Source organism: Methylobacterium isbiliense (genome assembly GCF_022179325.1).
GTDB classification, from domain to species: domain Bacteria; phylum Pseudomonadota; class Alphaproteobacteria; order Rhizobiales; family Beijerinckiaceae; genus Methylobacterium; species Methylobacterium isbiliense.
Map to the genome: position 1 here is coordinate 100,090 of NZ_BPQQ01000016.1, position 20,009 is coordinate 120,098.

Here is a 20,009-nt window from a genome sequence, read left to right on the forward strand (position 1 = left end):
CAGCCCGGGGGGCTCGGGCCTCTCGCTCCGTCAGGCCGTACGCGCCGCCGCCTGCTCGGCGGCCACCAGCACGTCGAGCGCACGCCACGGCTTGGGCATGTAGGTCGCGGATCGCGGCAGGTGGTCGATCCGGTCACCGGGGCCGCCGGAGGTCACCACCATCCGGATCCAGGGCCATTTCGTCGCCACCATGCGGGCGAGGTCGACGCCGTCCACGAGGCGCGGCAACTGTACATCGGTGAAGATGAAGGCAACGTCCTCCGCGTGCTCACGCAGATAGGCCAGAGCCTCCTCGCCGCTCTCGGCCTCGACGACCTGCAGATCGGTCTCCTCCAGCACGGCCGCCGCGAGATCGCGCAGCATCCGGTCATCCTCGACCACCAGCGCGGCCATACGTGGAGCGATCGCTTGTCCCATCGGCAGTCCCCCGGTTGCGTGAACGGCCACGGCCATGACCGACACCGCAATTCCAACGGCGCGCCGCGCGAAGTGTTCAAGCGCAGCCATTAACCCAGATCAAGATCATCCGACCACTGGATCGCGCGACGCAAGAAGTTTGAGCGCGACAGGATCGCGCCGACCGAGTCACGCGCGATACGGGGACGCCGTGGCCCACGCACACGTGGATGCAGACTTGGCCGCCTTCAGGGTCCCGGCAACGTCCCGGTCGCAGCGGCCACCGCTTCGGTTCTCCGGATCGCGCCGCCTTGTCGGGGCCGAGCCGATGGCCACGGTGCCCGAAGATGCTCTATGCCCCGGGTCTCGCCCCTCCACCCGACCTTGGCGCCCAGGTGTTGCGTTCATGGAGCTCAAGTGGCTTGAGGATTTCGTCAGCCTGGCGCGGACGGGCAGCTTCTCGCGCTCGGCCGAGGAGCGCCATCTCACCCAGCCCGCCTTCAGCCGCCGCATCAGGGCGCTCGAAGCGTGGCTCGGCGTCTCCCTCGTCGACCGCAGCACCTATCCGACCACGCTGACGCCCGCAGGCCGTGATTTTCGCGAGACGGCCGAGGAGACCGTGCGGATGCTGCACGCCAGCCGGGCCGCCCTGCAGGCGGCCACCCGGCCGAGCCAGCAGACGATCGCCGTTGCGGCGCTCCACACCCTCGCCCTGACGTTCTTTCCGCGCTGGCTGCGCCGGATCGAGGCCCATACGGGCCCGCTCGACAGCCGCCTGCTCCCGGACGACTACCACACCTGCCTGCAGGCGCTGGCCGAGGGCGGCTACGACTTCCTGCTCACCTTCCACCATCCGGGCGTGCCGCTCCCGCTCGACCCCGCGTCGTTTCCGCACCGCGTGGTGGGGGCCGACAGCCTCGTCCCCGTGTGCAGCGCCGCGCTCGGCGCGGAGCGGGCGGCGCTGCCGCTGCTCGGCTACGCGCCGAACTCCTTCCTCGGCCGGGTCGCCGCGCTCGCCCGGCAGGCGCAGGCGGAAGGCTCGCCGGCCGTGACCGCGCACACCAACGAGAACGCCATGGCCGAGGCGCTGAAGTTCATGGTGCTGGAAGGGCACGGGCTGGCATGGCTGCCGCGCAGCCTCGTGGCCCGCGAACTGGCCGCGGGCGAGGTGATCGTCCTGTCCGGGGAGGCGCCCCTCGACATCCGCCTCTACCGCAACGCCGGCCATCGGCGTCCTGCGGTCGCGGCGGTGTGGGAGGCGGCCGGTGCCGTGGCCGCCGAAACTATGCCGACCCGGCATCGGCCAGACTGACACGGCATTGGACCGCGCCGCCGTGGCGCCGCATGGTGCCCCCGCTGCAGGAGGTCGCGATGCTCGGTGTGCTCGGTGGAATGGGTCCAATGGCGACCGTCGACTTCATGGCCAAGGTCGTCCGCCACACGCCCGCCGCCCGCGATCAGGACCACATCCCGATGGTGGTCTGCTCGGACACCCGCATTCCCGACCGCGGCCCCGCCATCCTGGGCGAGGGCGCCGACCCGTTCCCCGCCCTGCGCGAGACCTTGCGCCGGCTCGAAGCGGCAGGCGCGACCTGCATCGCCATCCCCTGCAACACCGCACATTTCTGGCACGCCGCTCTCCAGGCCGAGTCCGGCGTGCCCATCCTGCACATCGTGGATGCGGTCGCGGCCGCGCTCGACCGTGAGCAGGGCGGCGAGATCGGCCTGCTGGCGACCGGCGGCACCCTGGCGGCGGCCATCTATCCTGAGCGTCTGGCCCGGCGCGGCTTCATCTGCCGGACACCCGACGCCGCCGGGCAGGCCGAGGTGATGCGGGGGATCGCGCTGGTGAAGGCCGGAGAACTGGACGAGGCGACGGCGATCCTGCGCAGGCAGGCCGAGGCGTTGGTGGCGGCGGGCTGCGCTCGGGTCGTGATGGCCTGCACCGAGATCCCGGTGGCGCTCGGGCCGGTCGAAGGCCCGCTGCGCGCAGCGCTGGTGGATGCGACCGAGGCGCTGGCCCGCGCGTGCATCCGCACCTGCCGGGCGCAGGCGGATGGTTCGGCCGCGCCGCTCGCTGCGTGACGCGGCGGTCCGCCCCGCGCGCGGACGCCTGTCCTGACGGATCAAGGCTTTTCTGCCGCAACGGCGATGCCGCCGTCGAGCTCGTCGCGGATGACGCCGAGCAGGGCCGTTTTCACATCGTGCCCGCGCGCGGTGAGCGAGAGCCGGTGGCAGCTCTGAACGAGCCCGTTGGTCTCGTCCGGCACGCGCGCTTCCTCGGCCTTGCGGCGCCTCGTCTCGTCGTCGTGGGACGTCGCGACCAGCCCACGATGCTCAAGGTCGACGTCGATGAAGGCGTAGAGCCGCAGATCGGCCGAGGGCCGCTCGTACACGCAGTGGATGCCCTGATGGGGAAGGGTGAAGAGCCGGAGCATCTGCAGCCCGGTCAGGGACTCGATCGCCTCGATGATCGCCTGCCGCTCCTCCGCCGTGAGACGATCGAGGCCGGCCTTCCGCAGCGAGACCGTCAGGCGGCCGCGGTCCTTGAGCACCACCTCGCCCCAGGCCGTCTTCATGCTCTGGATCCGCGCCGTCACCGACATCAGGTCGCGGAAGGACTGATTGACCGCGGGGGCATTCAGGAAGGCCAGGAGGATCAATCCTGCCGGGACAATCACGCGCCAGATCGTGCTGCTTGCAATCGAAACCGCCTTCGCCATGGCTGCCTCCTCGAGCCCGACCCGGTCTACGATGGATGGCACCAGATTGTGTTCAGGGGCATTGATCGTCCGTGCGCCACGGCACGAGAGCAATAGGACGACCATCCTGCGAAATGGCTCAGGTTCCCAGCATGGACAGCACAGCATAGCTGGGCCGAAACCGTTATATCGCCAGGCCGGTTTCGACCGAATGCTCACCCACGTCGCGGCTCAGGGGATCAATTTGTGAGGACGACGTTCGCAGCGCGGGGCCGGCCGCTGGCCGGCGACACGCCACGTCGCCGGAGCCGGGCCATTGTCATCGCCGGTAGCGCCGGACGGCGGCCGGCACCGAGGCGACCGCGGAGGATCCCGACGCCGTGGCGAGACCGGTGCGCTGGCGCTTCTGATAGCGGGCCTCGATCAGGGCGAGGTGCAGGGCGTGGTCGAGTTCGGCCAGCATCATCGAGCGGCTTTCGAGGCGCAGATCCTCGATGCAGCGGATCATGTCGTCGATCGAGGTGATGCTGAGCATGACGCTCCTCCCGCCGCGCTACCATCCCGGTTGCGCCATGATTTCTGGAATTTTGTATACCAGATAGGTCCGAGTCAATCCGGATCCGGCGGCAGGATGGCGGCTCAGTGCGGCGGCTCAGCGCGGCTCGGGCGGGTGAACGGCCTTGGCGCCGTAGCGGCGGGTCCATTCGGCCAGGATGCGCGGGCGGTTCTCCGCCATCCAGGCAAGGTCGTTGCGGATCATCCGCGCCTCGGCGTGAGGCGGGTAGTTCGCCGGCAGGCGCGCGGCGCCCGGATGGGCTACCACCGCGAAGGTCTGCGCGTAGAGCGCGTTCGCTTCCCGCGAGGCGGCCCAGTCGGCCACCCGTTGGGCCAGCGCGCGATGCGGGGAGGAGGCCAGGATCGCGAAGGCTTCGAGTTCCCAGCCCACGCCGTCGGCCGGCACGAGGATGCGGATGGGGGCACCCCGCGCCCGGATCTCCGCCGCGCGCATGTCGTAGGTGAGCCCCACCGCGACGGTCCCGCGGGCGGCCTCCTCGCAGGGCGTGGCCGCCACCGGCAGGTAGGCCGCCACGTTCTCGTGCAGGGCATCCATGAACGCCCAGCCCGCCGCCTCTCCCATCGCCTGCAGCCAGCCCGCCACCAGCAGGTAGCCGGTGCCGGTATAGGCCGGGTTCGGCATCGCGATCCGCCCCTTCAGCGCGGGCCCGAGAAGGTCGCGCCAGAAGACCGGCGGCGACAGCCGCTGGCGCTCGCCGAGGGCGGTGTTGAAGCAGACCACGCCGAGATACGCGTCCATCCCGGTCCAGGCATAGGCGGGGCCGGCATCCCGGAAGGGCGGTCGCAGCGCCTCGGCGCCCGCGGGGCGGTACGGGAGGAGAAGGTCGGCCTTCTTGAAGAGCTGGAGGCTCGTCGCGGCGAGCCCGAGCACCATGTCGGCCCGCGGCTCCCGCCGCTCCTCCAGGACGCGATCGGTGATGATGCCGGTCTGGTCCCAGACCCAGGCGATCTCGACCTCCGGGACGGCCGCCTCGATCGCGGCCTTCACGGGTCCGTGCTGCTCGGGTTCGAGGGCGGTGTAGACGATCAGCCGCGTCCGTTCGGCTGCCGCAGCGGGCGCGGACAGCCATCCGGCCATCAGCGTGAGGACGAGCCCGGTGATCGCGGATCGGTGACGCATCGCAGCCGCAGGCCAAGCGACAGCCACGAGTCGGGGCGGCCGCGGGGCGCACTCTCCCTCAAGATCGCGCGGCGGACCAGCCCCCCGGCGCCGGGCCACGGTCTCCGGCCGGCGCGCTCCAGGCTCACTCGGCGGCGGTCTCGGTCGGGTCCACGAGGCTCTCGACGAGGCCGATCAGCCGGCGCCGGACCTGCGGGCTGCTCACGCGCTGGAACGCACGGACCAACTGGAGATCCTGGCTCGTCCAGAACAGATCCGACGAAATGCCGCTGTTCGGCCGCTCCTCCTCGATCGCGACCTCCTGGCGGGGAGCGCCCTCGTAGAAGAAACCGACCGGTACACCCAACATGTCTGCGATCTGCTGCAGCCTGCTGGCGCTGATGCGGTTGGTCCCCTTCTCGTATTTCTGGATCTGCTGGAACGTGACGCCGAGTGCATCCCCCAGCTTCTCCTGGCTCACGCCGATGAGCAGGCGCCGCACACGCACGCGGTGCCCGACATATCGATCAATCGGATCCGGTGCCTTCTTCAACTTCAGCTCCACTCGCCCGCCGCCGCCGCCGGCCCCCCGGCGCCCACATGGCTAGCAGAATCGAACCTAAGGTCAAAGATACGAAAAACAAATCGCCGAATCTTGCGTAGACGGTCGCTTCCCCAAGGGAGCGCGGAAGTCTCCGGTCGAGAACCCCTTCGGCTCCGACGGGGAGAGAACCTGTCACGCGGCCGTATGGGTCGACCACCGCGGAGATGCCGGTGTTGGCGGAGCGCACGAGGGGCAGCCCTTCCTCAACGGCACGCAGGCGCGCCTGCGCGAAGTGCTGGCGCGGGCCGGGCGTATTGCCGAACCAGCCGTCGTTGGTGAGGTTCAGGATCAGTCCGGGCCTCTCCCCCTCCCCCACCACCTCGTCGGGGAAGATGACCTCGTAGCAGATCGAGGGGGCGACCGGCGGCAGGCCCGGCACCGCGAGTCGCCGCCGCCCCTCCTCCCCGGCCGTGAACCCCCCGGGCACCGCGACGAACTGCGAGAGGCCGAGGGTGCGCAGGATGCGGTCGACCGGGGCCGGCAGGTACTCGCCGAAGGGCACGAGGTGGCGCTTGTCGTAAGGAGCGCCCACGGTGCCGTCCGCGCCGATCACCATCACGGAATTGTAGAAGCGCAGCCGCTCGCCCGGCAGCGGCTCGTCGGCCCTCGCCGCGCCGGTGATGAGATAGCGCCCGGGCCCGAGGGCGGCCGCGATCTGCGCCAGCGCCTTCGGGTCGCGCTGGATCAGGAACGGAAAGGCCGATTCGGGCCAGATCAGGTGGGTGACATCCACGAGCCCGTTCGACTGGGGCGAGGTGGCGCTGTCGCTGAGGCCGAGATAGTGCTGGAGGATGCCGTCGCGGTTGCGCGGGTTGAAGCGGGCGTCCTGCGGCACGGCGGGCTGCACAAGGCGCAGCCGCACGCCCGCCACCTCCGGCATCGGCCCGGCCGGGATGCGCCACGCGCCGAGACCCGCGAGGAGCGCGAGACCGGCCAGCGCGAGGAGCGCGGGCCACCGCCGCTCGCCCGGGCTGCGCCCCGTGGCGAGTGTGGCGGGGGCGGCCGCCATGAGCACGGCCGCGAGCGTCAGGCCGTAGAGCCCGAGCCACGCCGCCCCCTGCATCAGCCACAGCTGCTGGCCGAGGGCCATCCCGAGCGTGTTCCAGGGGAAGCCCGTGAAGAGGTGGCCCCGCAGCCATTCCGAGACGGCGAGCCCCGCGGCGAGCGCGAAGATCCGCCCCCATCCGGGCGACCAGAGCAGCCGGGCGAGCGCGAAGCCGAGGCCGAAGAACAGGCCGAGCACCGCCGGCAGGCCGAGCACACCGAAGGGCATCAGCACCGCGAAGCGGTCGGCCTCGACCAGGAAGGCGGCGCCGAGCCACCACAGGCCGGCCACGCCATAGCCGAAGCCCCAGGCCCAGCCGATCGCGCCGGCCGTCCAGGCGGTGGCGAGGTGACGGCGCCAGCGGCCCGTGCCGCTCGCCGCCCCGTCGAGGAGCCAGACCGCCGCGACGAGGGCGGGCACCAGGGCCGGCAGCAGCCCGAAGGGCGGCATGGCAAGCGCCCCGGCGGCGCCGGCGAGCCACGCCAGCGCGAGGCGCCGCCAGCCGGAGGTCAGGGCCACGCGATGCGCGAGCGCGGCGAGGCGCGCGGGCGGCGCCATGCCGGTTCGGACGGCCTCGCCCGCGGACAGGGCTCCGCCGCGCAATCCGGTCAGGGGCCGGTTCACGCGCCCGCGTCGGCGGGCGTGCCGCTGCCGTTGAGCGTGCGGGGCGGCGGCAGGGCGAGGGGCTCGTCCGGCCCGGCAAGCTTCGCCGGTCCGTGGTGGAGGCGCAGCCGCTTGATCCGGCGCGGATCGGCGTCGAGCACCTCGACCTCGAAGTCGCCCGGCACCGCGATGACCTCGCCGCGCGAGGGCACGCGGCCTGAGATCGTCACCACAAGGCCGCCGATCGTGTCGACATCTTCGGCCAGCTCGCCCACCGCACCCGCGATGTCGAAGCCCGTCGCCTCCGCGACGTCGTCGAGGCTCGCGCGGGCATCCGCCACGTAGATCTCCCCCTCGCCCTCGACCCGCAGCACCCGGTGCCCTTCGGCCACGTCGTGCTCGTCCTCGATGTCGCCGACCACGACCTCGATCAGATCCTCGATCGAGATCAGCCCGTCGGTGCCGCCGTACTCGTCGATGACGAGGGCCATGTGGGTGCGGCTCGCCTGCATGCGCACGAGCAGGTCGATCGCCGGCATGGAGGGCGGCACGAACAGGACCGGGCGCAGGATGCGCGTGGAGGCCAGCGTCGCGTCGAGGTCAACCTCCCCGAGGCTCGGCGTGCGGGCGAGGACCGGGCGGCGGACCCGCCCGTCGTCCTGGATCACCGGCGGCGGCTCGGCGACCGGCTTGGTGACCGGCTTGGCAACCGGCTTGGACGGACGCCCCGGTTCGGCCTCCGCGCGGGCGGCAAGGTGGTCGACGAAGTCGCGGATGTGGACCATGCCGCGGGGATCGTCGAGGGTCTCGCCGTAGACCGGGATGCGCGAGTGCCCGGCCGTACGGAAGACCTTCAGGAGCTCGCCGAGCGAGATGTCGGCGGGCACCGCGACGATGTCGCCGCGCGGCACCATCACGTCGTCGACCCGGACGCGGTGCAGGCTGAGCACGTTCTTGAGCATCGCCCGCTCGACGGGCGAGAAGGCGTGGTCGCCCGACTGCGCCTCGGCGATCGCGTCGCTCAGGTCGTCGCGCTGGGGCTCGCGCGGCTTCAGGTGGAAGATGGTGAGGAGACGGTCATACCACGGTTCGCGCGCCGGACTGTCTTCCTCCGGGGCGGGCTGGGCGGTCGCAGCGGCGCCACGACTTCGATCGTTGCTCATGTCTCTCTAGTCTGGGATTTGCGGCGGTCGCGGTTCATTCCGCGGCTTCGCCGTAGGGGTCCGGCACGCCGAGGCGCCGCAGCGCCGCGACTTCCAGGGCTTCCATCGCCTCAGCCTCAGCCTCGCCGGTCTCATGGTCCTGGCCGAGAAGGTGCAGCGTGCCATGGACCACGAGATGCGCGAGGTGATGCCCGAGGGGCTTCGACTGCTCCGCACTCTCGCGCAGCATTGTGTCATACGCAAGAACGACGTCGCCCAGCGGGCGCACGCTCCCGCCATGGGGGTGGGGCGCGGGGAAGGACAGCACGTTGGTGGGCTTGTCCTGGCCCCGCCATGTGCGGTTGAGCTCCCGCACGGCCTCGTCGTCGGTCAGCACCACGCTCACCTCCACCGGACCTCCGGGCGGGAGCTGCGCCAGCGCCGCCGCGACCGCGCGGCGCACGGCCGCGTCGAGATCCGGCACCGCGTCCTCCCAGCGCTCGTCCTCCACGACGACGTCGATCTCGTCCTCGGCGCTCATCGGCGCCTCACGGCAGCGGCCCGCGCCGCGGCGCGGGCCGGGCGTCGGGGCGCTCGCGGGTCTCCTGCGCATCCGCCTCGTAGGCGGTGACGATCCGGCGCACGAGGTCGTGGCGCACCACATCCACGTCCCGGAAGGTGACGCGGCCGATGCCCTCGACCCCGTCGAGGATGCGCACCGCCTCGACGAGGCCGGACTTCTGGCCCGGCAGCAGGTCGATCTGGCTCGGGTCGCCGGTGACGATCATGCGCGAGTTCTCACCGAGGCGGGTGAGGAACATCTTCATCTGCATGGAGGTGGTGTTCTGCGCCTCGTCGAGGAGCACCACCGCGTTGGTGAGGGTCCGCCCGCGCATGAAGGCGAGCGGCGCGATCTCGATCATGCCGGTCTGCAGGCCCCGGTCGACGTGGCGCGCCTCCATGAAGTCGTAGAGCGCGTCGTAGATCGGGCGCAGGTAGGGGTCGACCTTCTCGCGCATGTCGCCTGGCAGGAAACCGAGGCGCTCGCCGGCCTCGACGGCCGGGCGCGACAGGATCAGGCGCTCCGCATGGCCCTGCTCCAGGAGCGAGACCGCGTGGCCGACCGCGAGCCAGGTCTTGCCAGTGCCGGCCGGTCCTTCGGCGAAGACGAGTTCGTTGGCGCGCAGGGCCTTGATGTAGGCGTCCTGCGCGGCGTTGCGGGCGCGCACGGCCCCGCGCCGGCGAGTGGCGATCTGCTCGAACTGGGCGCGCTCGCCGTTCGCGGGCGCCTCGGCGGCCGGGAACAGGTTGCCCTGCAGCGAGGCCTCCTGGATGACGCCGTCGACGTCGCCGACGGTGAGGGGCGTGCCGCCCCCGTCGCGCACCCGCGCGTAGAGCATTTCGAGGACGAGGCGGGCGCGCTCGGTGACCTCGGGCGTGCCCTTCACCACTACGTGGTTGCCCAGCGCGGTGGCGACCACGCCGAGGCGCCGCTCCAGGTGGGCGACATTCTGGTCGTACTGGCCGAAGACGAGGCTCGCCAAGCGGTTGTCGTCGAAGGTGAGGGCGATCTCGGCCGTCTCGCTGAGGCCGTCCACGGGACGCGCGGCGGTCTCCCGCCCCCGTCCGCCGCGTCCGCCCGATGACTCTCCCGGTCGCAAGCCCGCCATCCCTACGCTGCGGCGGCCGAAGCCGCCTCCGTCCGCTCGCCGAACAGGCTGTACGTGCCGAGCCGGGTGATGCGCACCGGCACGACGCGCCCGATTAGGTCGGGGCCCGCCTCAATCTGCACCGCCTGGAGATAGGGCGACTTGCCGGCGACCTGGCCCGGATGCCGCCCGGCCTTCTCGATCAGCACGTCCACGACTCGCCCGACGGTGTCGCGGTTGAACGCGCGGGCCTGGGCGTCGAGGAGCGCCTGCAGCTCCGCCAGCCGGTCGCGCTTGACCGCCTCCGGCACCGCGTCCGGGCTCTCGGCCGCCGGGGTGCCGGGCCGCGGGCTGTACTTGAACGAGAACGCGCCGGCGAATCCGATCTCCTCCACGAGCCGCATCGTCGCGGCGTGGTCGGCATCGGTCTCGCCGGGGAAGCCGACGATGAAATCGGAGGAGAGCGCGATGTCGGGCCGCGCCTGACGGATCCGGTCGATCAGGCGCCGGTAGGTGTCGGCATCGTGGCGGCGGTTCATCGCCGCGAGGATGCGGTCCGAGCCCGACTGCACCGGCAGGTGCAGGTAGGGCATCAGGGCGGCGCAGTCGCGGTGGGCGGCGATCAGGTCGTCGTCCATGTCGCGCGGATGGCTGGTGGTGTAGCGCAGCCGGGCCAGCCCTGGCACCTCGGCGAGCCGGCGCACGAGGCGGCCGAGCGTCCACGCGCCGCCCTCCGGCCCCTCGCCGTGATAGGCGTTGACGTTCTGGCCGATGAGCGTGAGTTCGCGCGCCCCGCCGGCGGCCAGCCGCTCGGCCTCGGCCAGCACCTTGGCCACCGGCCGGGAGACCTCGGCGCCGCGGGTGTAGGGCACGACGCAGAAGGCGCAGAACTTGTCGCAGCCCTCCTGCACGGTGAGGAAGGCGGAGGCGCCCGCGACCCGGCGCGGCGGCAGGTGATCGAACTTGTCGTCGAGGGGGAACTCGGTGTCGACGACCTTGCCGGCCTTCGCGCGCCGCAACAGGTCGGGCAGGCGGTGGTAGCTCTGGGGGCCGACCACCACGTCGACGGCCGGCGCGCGGTGGATGATCTCGTGCCCCTCGGCCTGGGCCACGCAGCCCGCGACCACGATGGTGGTCTCGCGCCCGGCCTGCAGGCGCTCACCCTTGAGGTCGCGCACGCGGCCGAGTTCGGAATACACCTTCTCGACCGCCTTCTCGCGGATGTGACAGGTGTTGAGGACGACGACGTCCGCCTCCTCGATGGCCGCCGTCTCGGCGAAGCCCTCGCGGCCAAGCAGGTCGACCATCCGGGCCGCGTCGTAGACGTTCATCTGGCAGCCGTAGGATTTGACGAACGCTTTCTTCAACGAACCGGCCTTCTTGCGCGGGAGACGGACCTGCCGCCCTGCCGTCATTTAAGCGGTCGGGGCGGGAATGAGAATAGGCGGGCTGGCGGCCGTCTCCGGCGGCGCCGGGCGGTCGGCCTGGGGGATGCGCCCGGTCACCGCCGCCTGGAGGCTGCGGCGCACCGCGGCCTCCGCGAGCGCGGTGGCGGCCTTGCGGTCCATGCCGTCCGCGAAGGTGACGGGCTCGCCCCAGACGATCTCGGCGTCGATCGGCCCCCGCTCTAGGAACAGCGCGAGGTGCGGGGCCAGCTCCATGTCGCCGTACCACGCGACCTCGGGACGCTCTTTGCGGGTGAGCGGCATCCCGTGGCGGCCCGTATAGGCGATGCAGAGCGGCTGCAGGCGCACCCGTTCCAGCCCGCCCACCGTCAGGGCCGCCCGGGCGGCCCCGACGAGCGAGGTGCGGAAGGGCAGGAGCCGGTTGCCGTCCCCAGTCGTGCCCTCGGCGAACAGCACCACCACCTCGCCCGCCGAGAGGCGCCGGCTGAGTTCGGTGTTCACCACCGCCGTGTGGCGCTTGCGGGCGCGGTCGATGAAGACGGTGCGCTGGAGCTTCGCCATCACGCCGATCACCGGCCAGCCCGCGATCTCTGACTTCGCCACGAAAGAGAGCGGGCGCAGCGAGCCCAGCACCGGGATGTCGAGCCAGGAGATGTGGTTGGCGAGCACCAGGGCCGCCTCGCCGCCGGAGGGCGGCGTGCCCGTCACCCGCACCCGGACCTGGAACAGGCGCAGGAAGAGCCGGTGCATCAGCATCGGCGCCACGCCGGCGAACCGCCCCCCGGCCACCGCCATGCTCAGGCGGTGCGGCCCGATCAGCAGCGCCAGGGCGGTGAGGTAGACGAGGAGGCGCAGGCCGGTCTTGGCGTGGCGCGCGAGCAGGGCGGGTGCGATCACGCGAGGGAGACCTGCATGGTCAGGGCGCCGGCCCGGCTACCGTCGGGCCGCGCGTAGTAGCCGGCCCGCCGGCCGGTCTCGACGAAGCCGAGGCGGCGATAGAGGGCGAGCGCCGGGCCGTTGGCGTCGTCGACTTCGAGATGGACGGTGCGCACCCCCGCATCGGCGAGCGCGCGCAGGTGGGTGGCGAGCAGCGTGCGGCTGAGGCCGGCACCGCGGCAGGCCGGCCCGAGCACCACCGTCAGGATCTCGGCCTCGTCGAGCACCCGGCGCGAGAGCACGAAGCCGACGAGACCCGTGCCCCGCATCAGCGCGTGCGCGAGGTGGCCGCGCTCGCACAGCATCCGCTCGAACTCGTCGGCCTCCCAGGGGCGCGCGAAGCCGGTTGCGTGCAGGGCCGCGAGGTCGGCGGCGCGCTCGGCGGAGAGCAGCGGCTCCACGTGGGGTGTGGCCGGAGTGCGGAAGGGCATCCACATCGGAGCCGCCTCGCCGGTCAGCGCCGGGGCAGGCGCGCGTGGTCCTGCGGCTGCGCGTCCGGGCCGCGCAGGTACAGGGGCCGCGGCAGGGCATGGTCGGGATCGGCCACGAGGCCGAGCGAGGCCACCCAGGCGATCTCCGGCGCGGTGTGCCCCTCGGGCACCACCGCGCGGCCGCCCGCGGCATTCACGGCCGCCGCCACCGCGGGCGCCCCGGAGCCGGCGAGCGCCGCCGGGCCGGCCCCGACATGCTGCACCGCCTCGGCGAGCGGGATCAGGGCGGGCGGGACGACGATGCCGCCGTCCGGGCTGAGCGCCTGGAAGTAGACGTGGCCGTGCCGGGCGTCGATCGCGGCGCCGAGGAGGTAGCCCTGTCCGAGGAAATCCTCCGCCGAGGCGAGGAGAGGGGCGAGCAGCGCCGAGAGGGTGGTGACGCCGACCACCGGGACGCCGGCGGCGAGCCCGACGGCGCGCGCCGCCGCGAGGCCGACCCGCAGGCCGGTATAGCTGCCCGGCCCCACCGTGACGGCGACGCGGTCGATGGCGGAGAAGCCGCCCTCCACCCGGGCCACGACCCGCTCCACCAGGGGCAGCAGCGCCTCCGCATGGCCGCGCTGCAGCGCGAGACTCTCCTGCGCCAGCGGCTCGGCCGCCTCGTCGGAGGAGATGCAGGCCGCGCAGGATTCGAGCGCCGTGTCGATGGCCAGGATACGCAAGGATCGTCGACTCCGCCCGCCGCACTGACGCGGCCGCGCCTGATCCGCGCGTCCGCCGCCGTCATCATAGCGCAGCGCGGCCGTTTCGTCAGCGCGGCGCCGGCGCCGGCACCGCGCCCGCGGGCGGCCTCAGACCGCCTGGACCTCGCGCACCTCCGGCAGGAAGTGGCGGAAGAGGTTCTGCACGCCCTGGCGCAGCGTCGCGGTGGAGGACGGGCAGCCGGAGCAGGCCCCCTTCATCTCCAGGTACACGACGCCCTCGCGGTAGCCGCGGAAGGTGATGTCGCCACCGTCGCCCGCGACGGCCGGACGCACGCGGGTCTCCAGCAGGTCCTTGATGGTCGCCACCGTGTCGGCGTCGCCCTCCTCGAAGAACTCCTCGGCGTCGCCCTCGGGGGCGGCCCCCTCGGCGAGCACCGGCGCGCCGGACATGAAGTGCTCCATGATGGCGCCGAGCACCGCGGGCTTCACCTGCGGCCATTCCGAGCCGTCGTCGGCCTTCGTCACCGAGATGAAGTCGTGGCCGAAATAGACGCCCGACACGCCCGGCACGTCGAACAGCGCCGCGGCCAGCGGCGAGCGGGCCGCCCCGTCGCGGCTGCGGGCCTCGAAGGTGCCCTCGGGCAGGACCACCTTGCCGGGAAGGAACTTCAGGGTGGCGGGATTCGGGGTGGCTTCGGTCTGGATGAACATCGGCAATCCTTCGGGGTTCTCTGCGCCGGTTCAAGGCCGGCCGGGAACGGCGCGTCGCGCCCTGCGAGATGTGGACCCGCCGCGGCAAAACCGCAACGGCGCTGCGCCGGCCGCCCCGCGCTCAGCCGGCAAGCGCCGAGATCTCCGCCTCGCTCAAGGCCCCCGGCACGATCACGACCGGCACCGGGAAGGTGCCGGCCGCCCGCCCGGCGATGGAGGAGACCAGCGGGCCGGGCCCCTCCGTGCCGGCGGCGGCCGCGAGCACGAGGAAGCCGATATCCTCGTCGTCGCGAATCAGCCGCAGGATCTCGTCGGCCCGTTCGCCTGTGCGCACCACGATCTCGGGATCGACCCCGGCCGCCTGCCGGGCCGCCGCCGCGAGCTGCTCCAGCCGCTCGCGCACCTCGGCCTCGGCCTCCGCCCGCATCGCCTCGCCCACGCCGAGCCATTCGAGGGTCTCGGGCGGCTCGGCGACCGCGAGCATCACCACGCGGGCAGTCAGGCGGGCGGCGCGGCGGACCGCGAAATGCACCGCGCGGTCGCATTCGGGCGTCTCGTCGACCAGCACCATGAACTTGAGCCGGTGCCCCGGCTCGAAGGACCGGCGCCGCTTCATCTCGGTCATGACAGGACGGGCTCCGCCGGCCGCGATGCTGCCCGACGCACCCCCCGGCCGGCAAGGCCCACCGAACCGCCACCCGGGCATCGACAAGTCACGGCCCATCCTGTAGAGACCCGGCCAACTCACAACAGGACGCCGAAATCCTGTGCCGGGCCGCATCCCGCGGCGAGGCGCGACGGCCGGAGCACGACCATGAACATCATCCAGCAGCTCGAGCAGGAGCAGATCGCCGCGCTCAACAAGACCATCCCGGACTTCGAGCCCGGCGACACGGTCGTGGTGAACGTGAAGGTGAAGGAAGGCGAGCGCACCCGCGTGCAGGCCTACGAGGGCGTCTGCATCGCCCGCGCCGGCAGCGGCCTCAACGAGAACTTCACCGTCCGCAAGATCTCGTACGGCGAGGGCGTCGAGCGCGTCTTCCCGATCTATTCGCCGCTGGTGGATTCCATCAAGGTGACCCGCCGCGGCAAGGTCCGCCGGGCCAAGCTCTATTACCTGCGCGACCGCCGCGGCAAGTCGGCCCGCATCGCCGAGCGCGCCGAGCGCGGGGGCGACAAGTCCAAGGCCACCCCGGCCGCCGCTGAGTAAGGCTTTTTCGGAGCGCCGAGGCGGCGCTCCCCTCCTCCCGGGCGGCGTGCCGCGACGGCGCGAAGCGGCCCGGGATCCTGCCACGCATCAAAGCCGCGAACCGGCTCCGTCCGTCAGCCTCGTCGCTGAACCCGGAGACCTCGCGGCTTCTGTCGTTGAGGGCCGAATCGTCCGTCGACGCGCGTCCGGGACGGGGCGTCAGTCGAGCCCCAGGCCCCGCCGCAGCCACCACGCGTAATGCTCGGTGAGGGACACGAGCCGGCGTCGCTCGGAGGCCGGGTCGTACCATGCGCCCCCGGAACTCGCCGGATTGGCCGAGAGCTGGGGATGGCGCGCCAGGACCTCGCCGCGCCGCCCGACCACCAGGGCCTCGCCGTCGAGGTAATCGGAGTTCATGGCGCCGCCGCGGCCGAATCGGCTCTCGCTGCCCGCATAGGCGTTGAGCGAGACCCCGGTCACGCGCACCACCAGGGCCGGCCCCGGGCCGCCGACGCGGCCCGCGAAGGTGCGTGCCAGCGCCGCCTGGAGGTCGTCCTGCACCGCCGTCGCGAAGGGGCCGAGCCCGCGGGCGCGCAGAGGCCCGACATCCACCCGGATGGCCGAGAAGCGGGTGTCGGGCGGAAGCGGATCGGCGCCCGCCGCGGTCGCGGCGAGCCCGAGCCAGGCGGCCGCGAGGAGGCGGCGCAGCGGGAAGGCGCACATGCCGCCGCGCTCAGGTCGCGAAACGGATGCCGACGATCTCGTAGGACTTGCCGCCGCCCGGCGTCGAGACCTCGACCGTGTCGCCGACGCCCTTGCCGATCAGCGCGCGCGCCACCGGCGAGGTGATCGACACGCGACCGGAGCGCACGTCCGCCTCCGGCTCGCCGACGATCTGGTAGGTCTTCTCCTCCTCGGTGTCCTCGTCGACGAGCTGCACCGTGGCGCCGAACTTGACCTTGTTGCCCGAGAGCTTGGTGACGTCGATGATCTCGGCGCGGGAGATCAGGCTCTCCAGTTCGAGCACGCGGCCCTCGTTGAGCGACTGGGCCTCCTTGGCGGCGTGGTACTCGGCATTCTCCGAGAGGTCGCCGAGCGCGCGCGCTTCCGAGATCGCCTGGATGATCCGCGGGCGCTCCACCTGCTGGCGATGCTTCAGCTCTTCCTCCAGAGCCGCAAATCCCCGGATCGTGATCGGAACCTTGTCCATCGTTCTCGTCTCACACCACAAGCAATCGGCCCGACGAGACGCGTCGCCGCGTCCCGAACGGGCCTGTCCCAATACCACTCGCGCAGGCGCGAGAACTTCGGCGCGCGGCCCGCGCCTCAGGCCGCGAAGTATTCCTGCAGGGCGCGCACCTGGAGATCATCCCCGAGATACGCCGTGATGCCCTCCGCAGCCGCCATCGCACCCGCGAGAGTGGTGTAGTACGGGACTTTATGCAAGAGGGCCGCCCGGCGCAGCGAGCGCGAGTCCGACAGCGCCCCGGCCCCCTCGGTGGTGTTGAAGACGAGGTGGATCTCGCCGTTCTTGATCGCGTCCACGACGTGCGGGCGGCCTTCCAGCACCTTGTTGATGCGGGTCGCCGCCACGCCGTTCTCGGCGAGGAAGACCTGCGTGCCGCTGGTCGCCAGGATCGTGAAGCCGATATCGGCGAGCATGCGCACCGCCGGCAGGATGCGGGCCTTGTCGGCGTCGCGCACCGAGACGAACAGCGTGCCCTCGCGCGGGACCTGCGTCCCAGAGCCGAGCTGGCTCTTGGCGAAGGCGACGCCGAAGCTGCGGTCGAGCCCGATCACCTCGCCGGTGGAGCGCATCTCGGGCCCGAGCAGCACGTCGACGCCGGGGAAGCGCGCGAAGGGGAACACCGCCTCCTTCACGGCGATGTGCGGCAGGGCCTTCTGCGTGAGCCCGAAGCTCGCCAGCGTCTCGCCCGCCATCACCCGGGCGGCGATCTTGGCGATCGGCTCGCCGATGACCTTGGCGACGAAGGGCACGGTGCGCGAGGCGCGCGGGTTGACCTCAAGCACGTAGATCTCGCCGTCCTTGATCGCGTACTGGACGTTCATCAGCCCGCCGACGTTGAGCGCGAGCGCGAGGTCGCGGGTCTGGCGCTCCAGTTCGGCGATCGTCTCCGGCGAGAGCGAGCGCGGCGGCAGCGAGCAGGCGGAATCGCCCGAGTGGATGCCCGCCTCCTCGATGTGCTCCATGATGCCGGCGATGAACACGTCCTTGCCGTCGGCCACCGCATCGACGTCGACCTCGGTCGCGTCGGAGAGGTAGCGGTCGAACAGGAGCGGGTTCTTGCCCAGCACCGTGTTGATCTGCCCGGTCTTGTCGTTGGGGTAGCGCGCCTTGACGTCCGAGGGAATCAGGCTCGGCAGCGTGTCAAGCAGGTAGTCGGCGAACTGCGTCTCGTCGCGGATGATCGCCATGGCCCGCCCGCCGAGCACGTAGGAGGGGCGCACCACGAAGGGCAGGCCGAGATCGGCGGCGACGAGGCGGCTCTGCTCCACCGAGAAGGCAATGCCGTTCTTCGGCTGCTTCAGGTGCAGCTTGTCGAGGAGGCGCTTGAACTGGTCGCGGTCCTCCGCGAGGTCGATGGCGTCCGGCGAGGTGCCGAGGATCGGGACCCCCGCCTCCTCCAGGGCGCGCGCGAGCTTCAGCGGCGTCTGCCCGCCGAACTGCACGATGACCCCGTGCAGCGTGCCCGCCTGCCGCTCGGTCTCGATGATCTCCAGCACGTCCTCGGCGGTCAGCGGCTCGAAATAGAGCCGGTCCGAGGTGTCGTAGTCGGTCGAGACCGTCTCCGGGTTGCAGTTGACCATGATCGTCTCGAACCCGGCGTCCGAGAGCGCGAAACAGGCATGGCAGCAGCAATAATCGAACTCGATGCCCTGCCCGATCCGGTTCGGGCCGCCGCCGAGGATCACCACCTTCTTGGCCGAGGAGGGCTGCGCCTCGTCCACCACCGAGCCGGCGAAGGGCGCGACGTAGGTCGAGTACATGTAGGCGGTCGGGGAGGCGAACTCGGCCGCGCAGGTGTCGATGCGCTTGAAGACAGGGCGCACCTGGAGCGCGCGCCGCGCCGCACGCACCGCCGCCTCGTCGGTCTTGGCCAGCACCGCGAGCCGCGCGTCGGAGAAGCCGGCCGCCTTGAGCTGGCGGAAGGCGCCGGCCGTCTTCGGCAGGCCGAAGCGCTTCACCTTGGTCTCGAGGTCCACGATCGCCTGGAGCTGCTCCAGGAACCAGGGATCGATGCGGCAGGAGGCGTGGACCTCCGCGTGGCTGACGCCGAGCCGCAGGGCCTGCGCCACCTTGAGCAGCCGGTCCGGGGTCGGCGTGCCGAGCGCCGCCTTGATGGCGTTGCGGTCGTCGCCCTTGCCGAGCCCCTCGATCTCGATGTCGTCGAGCCCGGTGAGTCCCGTCTCCAGCGAGCGCAGCGCCTTCTGCAGCGATTCCGCGAAGCAGCGGCCGATCGCCATCGCCTCGCCCACCGACTTCATCGCGGTGGTGAGCGTCGGCTCGGCGCCCGGGAACTTTTCGAAGGCGAAGCGGGGGATCTTGGTGACGACGTAGTCGATCGTCGGCTCGAACGAGGCGGGCGTGGCGCCGCCCGTGATGTCGTTGGCGATCTCGTCGAGCGTGTAGCCCACCGCGAGCTTGGCCGCGACCTTGGCGATCGGAAAGCCGGTGGCCTTGGAGGCGAGCGCCGAGGAGCGCGACACGCGCGGGTTCATCTCGATCACGACCATGCGGCCGGTCTTCGGGTCGATGGCGAACTGCACGTTCGAGCCGCCGGTCTCGACGCCGATCTCGCGCAGCACCGCGATCGAGGCGTCGCGCATCACCTGGTACTCTTTGTCGGTGAGCGTCAGCGCGGGCGCGACCGTGATGGAATCGCCGGTGTGGACGCCCATCGGGTCGATGTTCTCGATGGAGCAGATGATGATGCAGTTGTCCGCGCGGTCGCGGACCACCTCCATCTCGTACTCCTTCCAGCCGAGCACCGATTCCTCGATCAGCACCTCGTTGGTCGGCGAGGCGTCGATGCCGCGCTCGACGATATCGAGGAATTCCTCGCGGTTGTAGGCGATGCCGCCGCCGGTGCCGCCGAGCGTGAAGGAGGGCCGGATGATCGCCGGCAGGCCGATCTCGGCGAGCGCGATCAGCGCCTGGCCGAGCGCGTGCTCGCCATAGCGCTTGCGCCTCTCCGCCTCGCCCGCGGCCCACTTCTTGTCGAAGGCGGCGAGCGCGCCCTTGCGCGCCTCGGGATCCGGGGTGGCGCCCTCGATCCGCGCCACCTCGGCGAGGTATCTGTCCCGGTCGGCCTTCTTCGCCGCCGAGGCGTTGGCGAGCGCCGAGCGCGGCGTCTCCAGGCCGATCTTCGTCATCGCGTCGCGGAAGAGCGAGCGGTCCTCCGCCTTGTCGATCGCCTCGGCGGTGGCGCCGATCATCTGCACGCCGTAGCGGTCGAGCACGCCCATGCGCTTGAGCGACAGGGCGCAGTTGAGCGCCGTCTGGCCACCCATCGTGGGCAGGAGCGCGTCGGGGCGCTCCTTCTCGATGATCTTGGCGACGATCTCGGGCGTGATCGGCTCGACGTAGGTCGCGTCCGCCAGCTCCGGATCGGTCATGATCGTGGCCGGGTTGGAATTGACCAGGATGATCCGGTAGCCTTCGGCCTTCAGCGCCTTGCAGGCCTGCGTGCCGGAATAATCGAACTCGCAAGCCTGCCCGATGACGATCGGACCCGCGCCGATGATGAGGATGGAGGAGAGATCGGTGCGCTTGGGCATCGGACGCGTCAGACTC

21 protein-coding genes are annotated in these 20,009 nt (G+C 71.7%); 3 read left to right on the forward strand and 18 right to left on the reverse strand.

Features of this window, described 5'->3' with window-relative positions; all coding sequences use genetic code 11:
• Positions 1 to 30 precede the first annotated feature (30 nt).
• Positions 31 to 393 (reverse strand): response regulator, encoded by a 363-nt coding sequence (locus tag MFF61_RS07065; protein ID WP_373324646.1) that lies wholly within the window; start codon positions 391 to 393, stop codon positions 31 to 33.
• A 409-nt stretch (positions 394 to 802) separates the two neighbouring features.
• Here MFF61_RS07065 and MFF61_RS07070 point away from each other — a divergent pair, with 409 nt between their 5' ends.
• Positions 803 to 1,708, forward strand: a complete 906-nt coding sequence (locus tag MFF61_RS07070; RefSeq protein WP_238234374.1) for a LysR family transcriptional regulator — start codon at positions 803 to 805, stop codon at positions 1,706 to 1,708.
• Between the two features lie 59 nt (positions 1,709 to 1,767).
• Entirely contained in the window at positions 1,768 to 2,481 is a 714-nt protein-coding gene (cuyB, locus tag MFF61_RS07075; RefSeq protein ID WP_238234375.1) for a cysteate racemase, read from the forward strand.
• Between the two features lie 41 nt (positions 2,482 to 2,522).
• Here the strand turns inward: cuyB and MFF61_RS07080 are convergent, their stop codons facing one another.
• From MFF61_RS07080 to MFF61_RS07145, 14 genes are all read right to left on the reverse strand, one after another.
• Positions 2,523 to 3,224: a hypothetical protein gene (locus MFF61_RS07080; protein WP_238234376.1), complete on the reverse strand. Its 702-nt coding sequence runs from the start codon at positions 3,222 to 3,224 to the stop codon at positions 2,523 to 2,525.
• A 193-nt stretch (positions 3,225 to 3,417) separates the two neighbouring features.
• Positions 3,418 to 3,633, reverse strand: coding sequence for a hypothetical protein (locus tag MFF61_RS07085; protein ID WP_238234377.1), 216 nt, complete (start codon positions 3,631 to 3,633; stop codon positions 3,418 to 3,420).
• A 117-nt stretch (positions 3,634 to 3,750) separates the two neighbouring features.
• Entirely contained in the window at positions 3,751 to 4,794 is a 1,044-nt protein-coding gene (locus MFF61_RS07090; RefSeq protein WP_238234378.1) for an extracellular solute-binding protein, read from the reverse strand.
• A 124-nt stretch (positions 4,795 to 4,918) separates the two neighbouring features.
• The gene (locus MFF61_RS07095) at positions 4,919 to 5,326 is read right to left on the reverse strand and encodes a helix-turn-helix domain-containing protein (protein ID WP_238234379.1); all 408 of its coding nucleotides are present in this window, start codon (positions 5,324 to 5,326) and stop codon (positions 4,919 to 4,921) included.
• The gene (lnt, locus tag MFF61_RS07100; protein ID WP_373324647.1) at positions 5,301 to 7,046 is read right to left on the reverse strand and encodes an apolipoprotein N-acyltransferase; all 1,746 of its coding nucleotides are present in this window, start codon (positions 7,044 to 7,046) and stop codon (positions 5,301 to 5,303) included. The genes MFF61_RS07095 and lnt overlap by 26 nt, the downstream gene beginning before the upstream one ends.
• The gene (locus MFF61_RS07105; protein WP_238234380.1) at positions 7,043 to 8,188 is read right to left on the reverse strand and encodes a hemolysin family protein; all 1,146 of its coding nucleotides are present in this window, start codon (positions 8,186 to 8,188) and stop codon (positions 7,043 to 7,045) included. Before MFF61_RS07105 ends, lnt begins: the two co-directional genes overlap by 4 nt.
• 34 nt (positions 8,189 to 8,222) lie before the next feature.
• Positions 8,223 to 8,708: an rRNA maturation RNase YbeY gene (gene ybeY / locus MFF61_RS07110; RefSeq protein WP_238234381.1), complete on the reverse strand. Its 486-nt coding sequence runs from the start codon at positions 8,706 to 8,708 to the stop codon at positions 8,223 to 8,225.
• 7 nt (positions 8,709 to 8,715) lie between these two features.
• Positions 8,716 to 9,837, reverse strand: coding sequence for a PhoH family protein (locus MFF61_RS07115; RefSeq protein ID WP_373324648.1), 1,122 nt, complete (start codon positions 9,835 to 9,837; stop codon positions 8,716 to 8,718).
• 2 nt (positions 9,838 to 9,839) lie between these two features.
• On the reverse strand, positions 9,840 to 11,183 hold the full coding sequence (gene miaB, locus MFF61_RS07120) for a tRNA (N6-isopentenyl adenosine(37)-C2)-methylthiotransferase MiaB (RefSeq protein WP_238234383.1): 1,344 nt from the start codon (positions 11,181 to 11,183) through the stop codon (positions 9,840 to 9,842).
• A gap of 48 nt (positions 11,184 to 11,231) precedes the next feature.
• Positions 11,232 to 12,119, reverse strand: a complete 888-nt coding sequence (locus tag MFF61_RS07125; RefSeq protein WP_238234384.1) for a lysophospholipid acyltransferase family protein — start codon at positions 12,117 to 12,119, stop codon at positions 11,232 to 11,234.
• Entirely contained in the window at positions 12,116 to 12,595 is a 480-nt protein-coding gene (locus MFF61_RS07130) for a GNAT family N-acetyltransferase (protein ID WP_238234385.1), read from the reverse strand. The genes MFF61_RS07125 and MFF61_RS07130 overlap by 4 nt, the downstream gene beginning before the upstream one ends.
• Positions 12,596 to 12,612: 17 nt before the next feature.
• Entirely contained in the window at positions 12,613 to 13,311 is a 699-nt protein-coding gene (tsaB, locus tag MFF61_RS07135; protein ID WP_238234386.1) for a tRNA (adenosine(37)-N6)-threonylcarbamoyltransferase complex dimerization subunit type 1 TsaB, read from the reverse strand.
• Between the two features lie 129 nt (positions 13,312 to 13,440).
• Entirely contained in the window at positions 13,441 to 14,004 is a 564-nt protein-coding gene (locus MFF61_RS07140) for a NifU family protein (RefSeq protein ID WP_238234387.1), read from the reverse strand.
• Between the two features lie 121 nt (positions 14,005 to 14,125).
• Entirely contained in the window at positions 14,126 to 14,629 is a 504-nt protein-coding gene (locus MFF61_RS07145) for a universal stress protein (RefSeq protein ID WP_238234388.1), read from the reverse strand.
• A 189-nt stretch (positions 14,630 to 14,818) separates the two neighbouring features.
• Between MFF61_RS07145 and rplS the strand changes: the two genes are divergently transcribed.
• On the forward strand, positions 14,819 to 15,214 hold the full coding sequence (rplS, locus tag MFF61_RS07150) for a 50S ribosomal protein L19 (protein ID WP_238234389.1): 396 nt from the start codon (positions 14,819 to 14,821) through the stop codon (positions 15,212 to 15,214).
• A 198-nt stretch (positions 15,215 to 15,412) separates the two neighbouring features.
• Here rplS and MFF61_RS07155 read toward each other — a convergent pair whose 3' ends face one another.
• From MFF61_RS07155 to carB, 3 genes are all read right to left on the reverse strand, one after another.
• The gene (locus MFF61_RS07155; protein WP_238234390.1) at positions 15,413 to 15,916 is read right to left on the reverse strand and encodes a hypothetical protein; all 504 of its coding nucleotides are present in this window, start codon (positions 15,914 to 15,916) and stop codon (positions 15,413 to 15,415) included.
• Positions 15,917 to 15,926: 10 nt separating this feature from the next.
• On the reverse strand, positions 15,927 to 16,403 hold the full coding sequence (gene greA / locus MFF61_RS07160) for a transcription elongation factor GreA (RefSeq protein ID WP_238234391.1): 477 nt from the start codon (positions 16,401 to 16,403) through the stop codon (positions 15,927 to 15,929).
• A gap of 116 nt (positions 16,404 to 16,519) precedes the next feature.
• Positions 16,520 to 19,993 carry a carbamoyl-phosphate synthase large subunit gene (gene carB / locus MFF61_RS07165; protein ID WP_238234392.1) on the reverse strand — a complete coding sequence of 1,158 codons (3,474 nt, stop codon included), beginning with the start codon at positions 19,991 to 19,993 and terminating at the stop codon, positions 16,520 to 16,522.
• Positions 19,994 to 20,009: the final 16 nt, after the last annotated feature.

Coding starts and splice junctions, on each gene's coding strand:
- greA (WP_238234391.1), bottom strand. CDS start 16,403: ATGGACAAGGTTCCGATCACGATCCGGGGATTTGCGGCTCTGGAGGAA.
- MFF61_RS07145 (WP_238234388.1), bottom strand. CDS start 14,629: ATGACCGAGATGAAGCGGCGCCGGTCCTTCGAGCCGGGGCACCGGCTC.
- MFF61_RS07085 (WP_238234377.1), bottom strand. CDS start 3,633: ATGCTCAGCATCACCTCGATCGACGACATGATCCGCTGCATCGAGGAT.
- ybeY (WP_238234381.1), bottom strand. CDS start 8,708: ATGAGCGCCGAGGACGAGATCGACGTCGTCGTGGAGGACGAGCGCTGG.
- MFF61_RS07130 (WP_238234385.1), bottom strand. CDS start 12,595: ATGTGGATGCCCTTCCGCACTCCGGCCACACCCCACGTGGAGCCGCTG.
- MFF61_RS07115 (WP_373324648.1), bottom strand. CDS start 9,837: ATGGCGGGCTTGCGACCGGGAGAGTCATCGGGCGGACGCGGCGGACGG.
- carB (WP_238234392.1), bottom strand. CDS start 19,993: ATGCCCAAGCGCACCGATCTCTCCTCCATCCTCATCATCGGCGCGGGT.
- MFF61_RS07070 (WP_238234374.1), top strand. CDS start 803: ATGGAGCTCAAGTGGCTTGAGGATTTCGTCAGCCTGGCGCGGACGGGC.
- MFF61_RS07155 (WP_238234390.1), bottom strand. CDS start 15,916: ATGTGCGCCTTCCCGCTGCGCCGCCTCCTCGCGGCCGCCTGGCTCGGG.
- rplS (WP_238234389.1), top strand. CDS start 14,819: ATGAACATCATCCAGCAGCTCGAGCAGGAGCAGATCGCCGCGCTCAAC.
- MFF61_RS07140 (WP_238234387.1), bottom strand. CDS start 14,004: ATGTTCATCCAGACCGAAGCCACCCCGAATCCCGCCACCCTGAAGTTC.
- MFF61_RS07090 (WP_238234378.1), bottom strand. CDS start 4,794: ATGCGTCACCGATCCGCGATCACCGGGCTCGTCCTCACGCTGATGGCC.
- MFF61_RS07065 (WP_373324646.1), bottom strand. CDS start 393: ATGGCCGCGCTGGTGGTCGAGGATGACCGGATGCTGCGCGATCTCGCG.
- MFF61_RS07080 (WP_238234376.1), bottom strand. CDS start 3,224: ATGGTCGTCCTATTGCTCTCGTGCCGTGGCGCACGGACGATCAATGCC.
- cuyB (WP_238234375.1), top strand. CDS start 1,768: ATGCTCGGTGTGCTCGGTGGAATGGGTCCAATGGCGACCGTCGACTTC.
- MFF61_RS07105 (WP_238234380.1), bottom strand. CDS start 8,188: ATGAGCAACGATCGAAGTCGTGGCGCCGCTGCGACCGCCCAGCCCGCC.